The organism is Pseudomonas capeferrum, from assembly GCF_013523055.1.
GTDB classification, from domain to species: domain Bacteria; phylum Pseudomonadota; class Gammaproteobacteria; order Pseudomonadales; family Pseudomonadaceae; genus Aquipseudomonas; species Aquipseudomonas capeferrum_A.
Genome location: NZ_JAAMQM010000002.1, coordinates 356,351 through 368,695 on the forward strand (window position 1 = coordinate 356,351; position 12,345 = coordinate 368,695).

The following is a 12,345-nucleotide window of genomic DNA, read 5'->3' on the forward strand; positions in this document are numbered from 1 at the left end:
GCGCCCGGGATCCCGGACGCAGCCCATTGCCAAAGGCCTGTGCCCAGGGTCGCCGCCTGCACGGCCAAGCCGCGCTTCAGTCTTTGTGCTCGGCGTTGGTTGAAATTCGAAAGTAAGCGTTCGCCAACAACTAGTAAAGACAAGCACCGGCACATTGACCGATGTCTCCCTGGCATTTTTGCAAGATGACAGCGGCATTCGAAAGTTAGAGACTCGTCGCCATGAGGTAGCCCACGCCACTCACTTCATTTTATGGAAAATACTCCATGTCGCCTGGGTTGTGCCTTTTCCGTATTCCGTCAGCAGACTCCATATTCGGAAGGTGTCGTTATGTCTCGGTTTTCAGAATCTACGGTAGTGGGTTACAACCAAGGCATGGCCCACCAAGTTTTAACTCCGATGTCGGGTTGCTGGAATAGATCAAGCAACACCAGCTTGCCAACTTGGCGGTGAGCCTGGGTAGGCGAAGGACAGGCTGAAGTCGCCGTTTCGAAGCATGAAGTTCATGGGTTGACCCAGGGCAGCCTCTGACGAAAAAAGTCGGCTGTTGAATGATGTCCTCTTAGCAAGAGGACTGTTATGGTTTGACTTGTCTTTCGACAGCATTTAGTTGAAATCGATTGGATAAGCGTTCGTTGCTTCGACCTGGATAGAGCGCCGCGCAAGCGGCGCTTGTTTTAACCTGTCGAAGTGTCTGTCCGACAGCGACCACGCGCTGTCCATGGCTTTTTCAGCTATCACTCAAACCGACCATGACAGAGGCGGCATGGCCAACGCCTATCGCGAAATACTGCTGACCCCTAATGTCAAGGGGCTGCTAATGACAGCCACTATCGTCCGCCTGCCTCAGACGATGATCGGTATCGGCCTGCTGACCATGCTGGTTCAACAGAGCGCTGGCTATTGGCTGGCTGGCGCGATCGCGGGTACCTACACACTGGCGACTGCGTTTGTCGGGCCGCGGATATCGAGACTTGTCGACCGACATGGGCAGAGTCGGGTGCTGCCGATCGTCAGCGCCTTCAGTGTCGCCATGCTCCTGACGCTCCTGGCCGCCGCCCATGTGCAGGCGCCATCCGCGCTGCTGTTCATCCTCGCCGCCCTGGCCGGGACGATGCCAAGCATGTCCGTCATGGCCAGGGCGCGCTGGGCGAAGATTTTCCGCGGCAAGCCACTGCTGCATGCCGCCATCACCCTGGATACGGTTCTGGCGGAACTGGCCTACATCGCCGGGCCGCCCTTGGCGATCGCCCTGAGCATGAACTGCTTCGCTGAAGCCGGACCGCTGGCGGCCGTGGCGCTGTTGACGGTCGGCGTGACTGTCTTCGTTCTGCAACGGCAGACGGAACCCGAAGTCGTTGCCCGCACGACGACGGCCACGGGCTCGGCCATGCGCCTGCCCGGTCTGCGCGTTCTGGTCATGGCGATGGTGGCGATGGGGCTCATCGGTGGAGCGGTCGACGTGGCTGTCGTGGCGTTCGCCACCGCCGAGGGCTCGCCGACGACGGCCAGTTGGATTCTGGCGGCCTACGCGCTGGGCTCGGTGAGCGCCGGCCTGGTCTTCGGCGCGTTGACCATCACCGCGCCCATCGAAAGACAGTTTCTGATTGCGCTGATCCTGTTGGCGGTGACAGCGGTATTGCCCATGTTCTCTGCGAACGTCTACATCATGACGGGAATGATTTTTGTCGCGGGCATGTCCTTTGCGCCGACGATAGCCATCGTCATGAACCTGGGGACACATATCGTCCCAGCGGCAGAACTGACGGAAGGGCTGACCTGGATGTCCACCGGAATTGGCATTGGGATCGCCTTGGGCGGAGCGTGCGCGGGTCTGGTGATAGACACCTTGGGTGCACGAGCCGGATTTGGCGTAGCCATTGTCGCTGGGTTGGCGCTGGTGGCGATCGCAACTATCGGCCAGCGTTCACTGCGGGCCGAATCCGCGATGCCTTCGGCGTTGCGGGCTGTTTAGGGCTTCGCTTGCGGTCGGTAATCTCGAATACGCGGGGTGCCAACGTGTCACGCAGCGGTGGCACGTTGGCCGTTTCAGCGTTTACCCAGAATCTGTTCGAGCATCTCGGGACGCGGGGCGCCTTGTTGGGTTTGCAAGTGGCCATTTTCATCCTGGTAGAAGATGGTCGGAGTAGCGGACAGACCAAGTTCTTCCATCAGTGCAAGGTTATCGTCGAGCTGTTTCTGCACGCTATCGGGGATCTTGTCCAAGGGCTTTAGAGTACTGGCCTTGCCGGCGCTTTCGTGCGCTTGCAAGGCCTTGCTCGGGTCCTGGCTGGCCAACAGCGCGGCGGATTTGGCGGGGCTATCCTGACGGATGATGCCGACCATGATATGACGCAGCTGGACCTTGCCTGAGGTTACCCAAGACCGGGCCTGTTGCCAGAACAGGTTGCAATAAGGGCAGTTGGGGTCGCTGAACAGGTAGACCGTGCGGGGTGCGTCGGGCTTGCCATCGGCAATCCAGGCACTTTTCTCCATCTTCGCCCAGATCGCCTTGCTCATCGGGCCATAGACCAGTTTTTGCAAGGGCGCCGCGCTGAGGTCCTGGCCCTGCGCGTCGAACAGGTTGCCGACCAGGACATGCTTGCCATTGGCGGTCAGGTACAAGGCCAGGGCATTGTTCCGGTATTCGGCGGCATAGCCACGCAAACCGTCCGGGGCATCGAAGCTGCCTTTGATCACGGCGCCCTTGGCCTGCAATTGCTTGATCGGCTCAGGCAGTTCTTCAGCCTGCAGGGAAGCGCACGCCAGCAGGGCGAAGGTCAGGGGTAGAAAGGTGTCGAAGCGCATTTCATTTTCCTTGCAAGACAGTGGCGGGCGGTTGGGCGTCGGCCAAGGGCGCCAGGGCGTGGTGCAGGCTGGCCCGGGACAGCTCGCCCAGGTGACTGCCGATCAGCATGCCGTCGGCGTTGTAGAACAGGGTGGTGGGCAGCGCCATGGAGCCTACCTGTCGAGAGAGCTGGCCGCTGCCATCGAAGAGCACGTGAGACAGGTTGAGGCCGGTGGTGGCCAGGAAGGTAGTGACCGTCTGTGGGGTTTCGCCTTGATTGACGAACAGGAAGGTCACGCCGGGAAACTCATGCTGGGCCGCCTGCAGGATCGGCATTTCGCGGCGACACGGAGGACACCAGGTGGCCCAGATATTGATGACCAGCGCACGTCCACGAAACTCGGCCAGGGCCACGGGCCGGTCTTCGGCACTGCGCAAGGTCAGGGCCGGTAGCTGCGTACCCTGGTTGTACAGGTGCGAGGCCAGGCTTGCCAGTACCCAGAACAGCGCGCCGCTGCACAGGCCCCAACCCAGCGGGCGACGCAATCCTGGCTGCCGCCAACCCTGCCACAGGGCGCCCAGTACTATGCCTAGCAGCCCGGTGTAGCCCTGGAAGCCTCCGTCACGGATATCGATGATCTGCAGCGGATCACCGCGATACATCGGCCAGTACTGCGCCACGAAGCCCAGGCGCGCGCAGAGCAGGCCCAGCAGGAACAGGTTGAACAGCGCGGACTCCGGGTTCTGTCCGCCTCGACGCGCGACCCGCCAGCCCACCAGGCTGGCAATGGCCAAGGCACCCAGTAACAGGAGATGGTTGAGCGCCAGCGTCAATGGTCCCAGCGTGAACGTCAGCATCAGCCTTGGCTCCGTGTCAGTGCCCAGTGTCGCAGAAAGCCCGGGGCGTCGATCTCGCCGGTAATCCGACGGGCACGGCGCTCTTCGCCTTCCGGGCCGATCCAGATCAGGCTGGGCGGGCCCGGTACCTGATAGCGGCGCAGCAGTGCCCGGCTGGCCGGGGTGTCGGCAGTGACATCCAGGCGCAGCAGACGTACATCGGCGAGGCTGGCCTGTACATCGTCACGGGCGAATACCTGCTTGTCCATGACCTTGCACGACACGCACCAGTCGGCGGAATAGTCGAGCAGCACCCATTGGCCACGGGCCTGTGCCTTCTGGAGTTCCTGCCGCAGAGCCTCTGGCGTATCGAGCGTGGTGAACCGTTGGGTGCTAGCGGAAGACTGAACGGCTCCAGCCTGTACATTGGTAAAGGGCCGCAGCGGTTGCCACAGGTCGCTGCCACCGGCGGCGGCGCCGACCAGCAGCAGGCTTCCCCACAAGGCACCCAGTAGCGTGACCACGCGCAAGGCGGGTACGCGTTCCAGGGCTGGCCAGGCGCTCCAGCCCAGGGCAATCAGCCAGGCGCCACACGACGCCAGCAGCAACGACGGTGCCAGTAGCCCCCGCAGGGTATAGAGCGCCATGCCCAGAAAGACGAAGCCGAACACACCCTTGACCCGATTCATCCACGCGCCGGGGCGCGGCAGGTAGCGATTGCCCAAGGTCACCAGCAAGAGCAAGGGCACGCCCATGCCGAGCCCCAGGCTGAACAGCACCAGCCCGCCCTGCAATACATCGCCGCTCTGCGCGATGTACAACAGCGCACCGGCCAGCGGCGCGGTCATGCACGGCCCCATCAACAGGCCGGACAGTGCCCCGAGCAGTGCGGCGCCATAGAGATTGCCACCTCGCGTGCCTTGACCGGCGCGGTCCAGGCGGTCGCGCAGGGCCACCGGCAGTTGCAGCTCGAATGCGCCGAACATGGGCAAGGCAAGCAGTACGAAGAGCCCCGCCAGGCTGCCCAGTAGCCAGGGTTGCTGGAGCCAGGCCTGCAAGCTCGCCCCCAGCAGAGCCGCGACAACGCCGAGCGCGGCGTACACCAGCGCCATGCTCAGGACATAGACGCCTGCCAGGAGCCACCCGCGACGAGCACTGGCACCATTGCCCAGTACCAGCCCGGCCAGGATCGGCAGCATCGGCAGCGAGCAAGGGGTGAACGCGAGCAGCAGCCCCAGGCCGAAGAATGCCGGCAGGCTCCAGGCCAGGCTGCGTTGTTGCAGGCCGCTGGCCAGTGCCTGGTCGTCGGCCTGGACCGTGGTGGGGAGGGCATTCCCGCCAAGCTCTATCACGCGAGTCTGCGGCGGGTAACACAGCCCTGCATCGGCACAGCCCTGCCAACCGACGCGCAGCTGGCCCGTGGCATCGGCTGGCACGAGCAGCTCCAGTTGGTCACGGTAGATGAGGCTGTCGCCGAAATAGTCATCGTGATGGTCGAGTGCCGGTGGCAGCGGCGGTTGCTGTCCGGCCGACAGTCCGTCCAGTTTCAAACGTTTCTGGTAGAGGTAGTAGCCTTGCTGGATCTGGAAGTGCAGACGCATCTCGCCGCTCGGCAGACGGTCGTGGGTCAGCACGAAGGCTTTGTCGACCGGCAGGAAGTCGGGCTGGGCCGCGAAAGGGTTGGCCTGGAGCGGACCGACCAGGAGGATGCTCAGGAGCAGCAGTAGGGCGCGCATGTCGTTGCCTTGGTGATGCGATAGGCGGCTTATGCTGGTGGCGGTCGATTAACCGAAAGTTAAACGCCGTCGCGATGGTCGGTGGAATGCCACCCAACTGTCCTTACCCGGCATAATCCTCGCTTAATCGCCGCCCTGTGCAATACCGCTTTGCCATTGGAGACCCCCATGCACGTACTGCTCTGCGAGGATGATGACCTGATTGCCAGTGGCATCAGCGCTGGCCTGACCGCGCAGGGCCTGACCGTGGACCGGGTGGCCAGCGCTTCGGCGGCGCGGGCATTGCTCAAGGCGGCCCGGTTCGACGTGATGATCCTGGATCTGGGGCTGCCTGACGAAGATGGCCTGAAGCTGCTGCGGCGTCTGCGCCAGCAGGGTGAAACGCTGCCGGTGCTGGTGCTCACCGCCCGCGATGCGGTGACCGACCGGGTCGAGGGCCTGCAAGCCGGGGCCGACGATTACCTGCTCAAGCCCTTCGACCTGCGCGAGCTGGCGGCCCGGCTGCATACCCTGTTGCGGCGGGTTGCAGGGCGCGCGGTCAATGTGATCGAGCACGGCCCGCTGCAATATGACCCCAGCAGCTGCGAGGCGCGGCTTGCCGGGCAAGCGGTGGACTTGTCGCGTCGCGAGCAGGCCTTGCTCCAGGCACTGTTGCAGAATCGCGGACGGGTGCTGTCCAGCGAACAGCTCAAGGATTGCGTCTACGGCTTCAACGACGAAGTCGAGAGCAACGCGCTCAACGTGCACATCCATCATCTGCGGCGCAAGCTGGGCAACGGCATCGTCGAGACGGTGCGCGGCCTGGGCTATCGCCTGGGTCCCGCTCAGGCGCCTGAGGAGACTCGACCTTGAGCCTGCGTGTACGCCTGAGCCTGATCCTGGGCAGTGCCTTCGTGATCATCTGGGCGCTGGCCGCCGCCTGGATGCTGCGCGATCTGCGCCAACAAATGATGTTTTCCCTGGATCAGCGCCTGGTCGCCTCGGCGCGCATGGTCGCGGGGCTGATCGAACAGTTGCCGCAGCCATTGACGGCCAAGGGCGAGGGCGCGCATTTCGCAGCCGACCAACTCAGCGTGCCGGACGGCATGGCCTGCCAAGTCAGCTCCCTGCGCGGGGAGATCCTGGCCAGCAACCACACGCACGACGGCGCGCTCGATGACCAGCACAGTGGCTTTCGTGACCAGACCATCGATGAGGACCTATGGCGGACCTTCACCTTTGTCCGCGGCGACGTTCGCATCACCACGGCCGACCGCCATCTGGAACGCGAGGCCCTCAACCGTTCCATTCTCCTGGCCGCCTCGGCGCCTGTGCTGATGGCCCTGCTAGGCAGCCTGGCGCTGCTGTGGGTCGGGGTCGGCAAAGGGCTCGAGCCGCTGAACCGCATGCGCGATGCGCTGCGCCGACGACGCGCCGACAGCGTGGAACCCTTGCAGGTGACTGGCATGCCGAGCGAGCTGCAGCCCCTGTTGGAAACCCAGAACCAGCTGTTCCTGCGCATTGCCCAGACCCTTGAGCGCGAGCGACGCCTGACCGACGATGCGGCCCATGAACTGCGTAGCCCGCTCACGGCCATCAAGACCCACTTGCAGGTAGCGCGCATGACCGACGGCACCGTTCGCGAGCGGGCGCTCGAATGCGCGGAGGAGGGCGCCGACCGTCTGCACCGTACCTTGGAGCAGCTGCTGATGCTGGCGCGGGTCGAAGGCAGCCTGTCGTTCGATGACGGTGTACGGTGCAGCGCCGAACAGATTGCCTTGCAGGCCGTGCAGGATGCCGGAGGCGGTGACAATCGACGCATCACCCTGCGTCTGCCGGACGACGCGGCCAGGATCTACCTCGGCATGCCGGCGCCCTTGGCCGTCGCTGCCTTGCGCAATCTCCTGGACAACGCCCTGCGTCACGGCGGTGCTGATGGGCCCGTCGAGCTGGAAGTACGCATGGAAGAGCAGGGGCAAGTCGGTTTTCTCGTGCGTGATCATGGCCCAGGTATCGCCGCCGAAGACCTGGGGCACCTGACCGAGCGTTTCTGGCGTCACAGCCAGAGCGGCGGCTGCGGACTTGGGCTGGCGATTGTCCAGGCGATCGTGCAGCGCTGCGCCGGTAGTCTGCGCTTCGACAGCCAGGCCGACGGCCTGCGTGTGTGGTTGCAAGTGCCAACCGGAACAGACGCTCTACAAGGGCGTTCGCGTGGCTTGGACCTATACCGCTGAGGTATTTTTATACAAATTGTTACAGCTATGCTTGCAGATGATGAAGTCTGTTGATTTATGGCACTTTCCAGTCGAGTATCAACCAAGATCCCCTGCCAGCCGTTAGACCCCATCAGGAGTCGGGACCGGTGCGGCAGGGTCGAGGAGCTCCCTCCAACCCTATCGTCCAGGTTCCGACCATGCCCAACAAATCCATGCGGATCCTCATTGCTGACGAGCAACTCGGCCAACGTCTGCAATTGGAGAAGATGCTCAACAGCCTTGGGTATTACCGGGTCGCCCCGGTAGAGAATTTCGAGGACCTGCAACGCTTGGTGCAGAGTGCCCTGCAGCCGTTCAACCTGCTGGTGGCCAATATCGATCTGGCCGGCGCCATGGGGGTCGACCTGGCCCGTTTTTGCAGGGTCAGCCCGCATATCCAGCATGCGCTCCTGTATCACTGCGCGCACCTCAAGGTACCCGCCGTGCCGCAGACGGAGCGTCGGGCGGTGAGTATCAGCCTGCCGAAAATGCCGGACACCGAGGCGCTCGAAGCCTTCATGTCGATCATCGACTCGGCTGTCAAGGTAGGGGAGGTCTCGCTGCCTGCGGGGCTATCCAAGGATACGAGGCATTCAAGGCCGAGGACGGACTTCACCCACTCGGTGTTCGGTCGACCCGCCTGAATCTCGCTCGGCCGGCGGCGCAAGCATTTGCTATCCTCTTGCGCTTTGCCAACTCGCGGAACTTGCCATGACTGCCACCGAAACCGCTCGCCAGCCAAGGCTGGGTCGCGGTGACCACAAGACCCTGGGCCTGGCGGCGCTGGGCGGCGCGCTGGAAATCTACGATTTCATCATCTTCGTGTTCTTCGCCCTGACCCTGAGTCAATTGTTCTTCCCGCCGGAAATGCCCGAGTGGCTGCGCTTGCTGCAGAGCTTCGGCATCTTTGTCACCGGTTACCTGGCGCGCCCCTTGGGCGGCATCCTCATGGCGCATTTCGCCGATCACTTGGGTCGCAAGCGGGTGTTCAGCTTGAGCATCCTGATGATGGCGCTGCCGTGCCTGTTGATCGGTGTAATGCCTACCTATGCCGATATCGGCTATGCGGCGCCCTTGCTCCTGCTGGCCTTGCGGATCCTGCAAGGCGCGGCCGTCGGGGGAGAGGTGCCCAGCGCCTGGACATTCGTCGCAGAGCACGCGCCACCCGGGCGCCGTGGTTATGCGTTGGGCTTCCTGCAAGCGGGTCTGACCTTCGGCTACCTGCTCGGAGCTCTGACGGCGACCCTGCTCGCGCGAGTCTTCACAACAGAAGAAATCCTCGCGTTTGCCTGGCGCTATCCTTTCCTCCTGGGCGGCGTATTCGGGGTCATCGGTGTCTGGTTGCGCCGTTGGCTGAGCGAGACCCCGGTGTTCCTGGCCTTGAAGGACCGACGTGAAACACCGGTGGCCTTTCCGCTGCGCAGCGTACTGTCCGATCATCGTCGCGCGCTGATCCCCGCCGCGCTGCTGACCTGCGTATTGACCTCGGCCGTGGTGGTACTGGTGGTGATCACGCCTACCGTGATGCAGCAACGCTTCGGTATGCCGGCAGGACAGACCTTTGCCCTCAGCAGCGTGGGTATCGTCTTCCTGAACATCGGTTGTGTCTTGGCCGGGCTGCTGGTCGATCGCATCGGCGCCTGGCGAGCCCTGATGATCTACAGTCTGTTGCTGCCCCTCGGGATAGGCGCGCTTTATGCCAGCCTGGTGGGTGGGTGGGGCTGGACCGGGCTCGCCTATGCGCTCGCCGGACTGTCCTGCGGCGTGGTGGGCGTTGTCCCTTCGGTAATGGTCGGTCTGTTCCCTGCAGCGATTCGGGTGTCGGGTATTTCCTTCACCTACAATGTCGCCTACGCCCTGTGGGCCAGTACCACACCGCTGGCGTTGATCGCGCTGATGCCGTGGAGCCCATGGGTATGCGTCGGCTTCTGCGCCGTGATGGGGGTGGTGGGGTTGTTGACGGCACTGTATTTCGAACGCCGTGAAGTCCTGGCATTCGGCTGCGAGGGCATGCCGCTCGTCTGTGGCGACAAGTAGGCCTTGTGCATGAAAAAGCCCCTGAACCTAGCGGTCAGGGGCTTTTTCATGCAGCGAGACAAAGCTTGCAGCTTACATGTTCGGGTAGTTCGGCCCGCCAGCGCCTTCAGGGGTGACCCAGGTGATGTTCTGGGAAGGGTCCTTGATGTCGCACGTCTTGCAATGCACGCAGTTCTGCGCGTTGATCTGGAAGCGCTTGGCGCCATCTTCCTGGGTCACCACCTCGTAGACGCCCGCCGGGCAATAACGCTGGGCCGGTTCGTCGTACAGCGGAAGGTTGGTACCGATCGGGATATTCGGGTCGGTCAGGCGCAGGTGGCAGGGTTGTTCCTCTTCATGGTTGGTGCTGGAAAGGAATACCGAGCTGAGCTTGTCGAAGCTGAGCTTGCCGTCCGGTTTGGGGTAGACGATCTTCTTCGCGTCGGCGGCCAGCTTCATGCAGGCATAGTCGGGCTTGGTGTCACGTAGGGTGAACGGCAGCTTGCCGCTGAACCAGTTCTGGTCGATGTAGTTGAACGCCGCGCCGAACAGCGGCCCGAACTTGTGCATGGCCGGGCCGAAGTTGCGGCTGGCGAACAGTTCATCGTGCAGCCAGCTGGCCTTGAAGGTATCGACATACCCGTTGAGCTGATCGCCACCTTCGCTGCCGCCGAGCAACGCGTCGGCCACGGCTTCGGCGGCCAGCATGCCGGACTTCATGGCCGTGTGGCTGCCCTTGATCTTGGAAAAGTTCATGGTGCCCAGGTCGCAGCCGATCAGGGCGCCGCCGTTGAAGACCATTTTCGGCAGCGAGTTGATACCGCCCTTGGTAATGGCGCGGGCGCCGTAGCTTATACGCTTGCCGCCTTCCAGGTATTGCTTGAATACCGGGTGATGCTTGAGTCGCTGGAATTCGTCGAACGGCGAGAGGTGCGGGTTGGCATAGGAAAGGTCGACGATCAGGCCGACTACCACCTGATTGTTTTCCAGGTGGTAGAAGAACGAGCCCCCCATGTTCTCGGTGCCGACCACGTCCAATGGCCAGCCGGCGGTGTGCACGACCAGCCCCTGTTCGTGCTTGCTCGGATCGATTTCCCAGATTTCCTTGATACCGATGCCGTAATGCTGGACGTCGGACTCGCTGTCCAGGTTGAAGCGCTTGATCAGTTGCTTGCCGATATGGCCACGGCAGCCTTCGGCGAACAGTGTGTACTTGGCGCGCAGTTCCATGCCGGGGGTATAGAGGCCGTCCTTGGACTGGCCTTCGCGGTCTACACCCAGATCACCCGTGATGATCCCGCGGACCACGCCGTTTTCATCGAACAGCGCTTCCTGGGCGGCGAAGCCAGGGTAGACCTCGACGCCAAGGTTTTCCGCCTGCTGGGCCAGCCAGCGGCACAGGTTGCCGAGGGAAATGATGTAGTTGCCCTGGTTGTGCATGGTCTTGGGCACGAACAGGTCGGGTACCTTGACCGAGCTGTTTTCGTCCTTGAGGACGTAGATGTCGTCGCGCTTGACCTCGGTGTTGAGCGGCGCGCCCAGTTCCTTCCAGTCGGGGAACAGCTCGGCGAGAGCGCGCGGCTCGAACACGGCGCCAGAGAGGATATGCGCACCAACCTCGGAGCCTTTCTCGACCACGCAGACGCTGATCTCGCTACCGGCTTCGGCGGCCTTCTGCTTCAGGCGGCAGGCGGCGGACAGGCCTGCCGGCCCTGCGCCGACAATGACCACGTCGAATTCCATGTATTCGCGTTCCACAGATTCTCTCCTACTCAAGGCTCATCGCTGTTGCTGGTCTGATGGATGTCGCGCGCTGATGTACAGCTGCATGGGCTGTAGCTTTCTGAATAACGCACTACACCGCTTTGGCTTGGACGCGCATTATATCTACACCACTTGGCGGGTCCAATACAAACGTTTGTTTGAATTTGCCGAAGCCCAGTAAAATCACTGAAGCGCGGCTTGAGGCTGGCGGATTTGCCGTATTGACCGCCTGGGGTGTTACGGTCAAGATACGAGCGGTTTTACGCTCGCCGTAGGCTGATCGTCGGGCGCAGGTGCACCTCTAAAAGCCAGGTGTGGAGCTGTGGATTCAAGCTGGAATCCACTTTTGTAGTGAAGTTTACACGTCACGACAGGAAATGACCCGTGGGTTTTGCTCGCTTGGTCCAGAGATGACTGGTTGGTCATTTGTTTTTTTCCGCACCGTTCGTTTTTCAGAGGTGCCCTTGTACCCACGCGCAATCGCCGGGACGCCCCCAGGCGACATTCTTTTCACCGGAGAGTAACGAGGAATCCATGAAGGTTCTTGTAGCTGTCAAACGAGTGGTCGACTACAACGTCAAGGTTCGCGTCAAGGCGGACAGCTCCGGCGTCGACCTTGCAAACGTCAAGATGTCCATGAACCCCTTCTGCGAAATCGCCGTGGAAGAAGCCGTGCGCCTGAAGGAGAAAGGCGTGGCGACCGAGATCATCGCCGTCTCCATCGGCCCGACCGCCGCCCAGGAGCAACTGCGCACCGCGCTGGCCCTCGGCGCCGACCGTGCCATCCTGATCGAGGCCGCCGAGGAGCTGAGCTCCCTGGCCGTGGCCAAGCTGCTCAAGGCAGTGGTCGACAAGGAGCAGCCGCAGCTGGTGATCCTTGGCAAGCAGGCCATCGACAGTGACAACAACCAGACCGGCCAGATGCTGGCCGCGCTGACCGGCCATGCCCAGGGCACCTTCGCCTCCAAGG

10 protein-coding genes are annotated in these 12,345 nt (G+C 62.5%); 6 read left to right on the plus strand and 4 right to left on the minus strand.

Going from position 1 to position 12,345, the window contains the following annotated elements:
• The first annotated feature begins 766 nt into the window (after window positions 1-766).
• Window positions 767-1,975, plus strand: coding sequence for an MFS transporter (locus G7009_RS04050; protein WP_181128702.1), 1,209 nt, complete (start codon window positions 767-769; stop codon window positions 1,973-1,975).
• Window positions 1,976-2,049: 74 nt separating this feature from the next.
• Here G7009_RS04050 and dsbG read toward each other — a convergent pair whose 3' ends face one another.
• The 3 genes from dsbG to dsbD are packed head-to-tail and all read right to left on the minus strand — an operon-like array spanning window position 2,050 to window position 5,361.
• Window positions 2,050-2,808, minus strand: coding sequence for a thiol:disulfide interchange protein DsbG (dsbG, locus tag G7009_RS04055; protein WP_181128680.1), 759 nt, complete (start codon window positions 2,806-2,808; stop codon window positions 2,050-2,052).
• Window position 2,809: 1 nt separating this feature from the next.
• Entirely contained in the window at window positions 2,810-3,646 is an 837-nt protein-coding gene (locus G7009_RS04060; protein WP_181128681.1) for a TlpA family protein disulfide reductase, read from the minus strand.
• Entirely contained in the window at window positions 3,646-5,361 is a 1,716-nt protein-coding gene (gene dsbD / locus G7009_RS04065) for a protein-disulfide reductase DsbD (protein WP_181128682.1), read from the minus strand. Before dsbD ends, G7009_RS04060 begins: the two co-directional genes overlap by 1 nt.
• Before the next feature lie 168 nt (window positions 5,362-5,529).
• Here dsbD and G7009_RS04070 point away from each other — a divergent pair, with 168 nt between their 5' ends.
• The 4 genes from G7009_RS04070 to G7009_RS04085 all read left to right on the plus strand — a co-directional run bounded on the left by G7009_RS04070 (window position 5,530) and on the right by G7009_RS04085 (window position 9,632).
• Window positions 5,530-6,213, plus strand: a complete 684-nt coding sequence (locus tag G7009_RS04070) for a response regulator transcription factor (protein WP_181128683.1) — start codon at window positions 5,530-5,532, stop codon at window positions 6,211-6,213.
• On the plus strand, window positions 6,210-7,574 hold the full coding sequence (locus G7009_RS04075; RefSeq protein ID WP_181128684.1) for an ATP-binding protein: 1,365 nt from the start codon (window positions 6,210-6,212) through the stop codon (window positions 7,572-7,574). The genes G7009_RS04070 and G7009_RS04075 overlap by 4 nt, the downstream gene beginning before the upstream one ends.
• Before the next feature lie 179 nt (window positions 7,575-7,753).
• Entirely contained in the window at window positions 7,754-8,239 is a 486-nt protein-coding gene (locus tag G7009_RS04080) for a histidine kinase (protein ID WP_181128685.1), read from the plus strand.
• Between the two features lie 67 nt (window positions 8,240-8,306).
• Window positions 8,307-9,632: an MFS transporter gene (locus G7009_RS04085; protein WP_181128686.1), complete on the plus strand. Its 1,326-nt coding sequence runs from the start codon at window positions 8,307-8,309 to the stop codon at window positions 9,630-9,632.
• Between the two features lie 72 nt (window positions 9,633-9,704).
• On the opposite strand, the gene G7009_RS04090 is transcribed toward G7009_RS04085, so the two are convergent.
• Window positions 9,705-11,369, minus strand: coding sequence for an electron transfer flavoprotein-ubiquinone oxidoreductase (locus tag G7009_RS04090; RefSeq protein WP_181128687.1), 1,665 nt, complete (start codon window positions 11,367-11,369; stop codon window positions 9,705-9,707).
• A 540-nt stretch (window positions 11,370-11,909) separates the two neighbouring features.
• Between G7009_RS04090 and G7009_RS04095 the strand changes: the two genes are divergently transcribed.
• Window positions 11,910-12,345: electron transfer flavoprotein subunit beta/FixA family protein (locus G7009_RS04095; protein ID WP_181128688.1), on the plus strand; the 436-nt coding region annotated here is incomplete at its 3' end.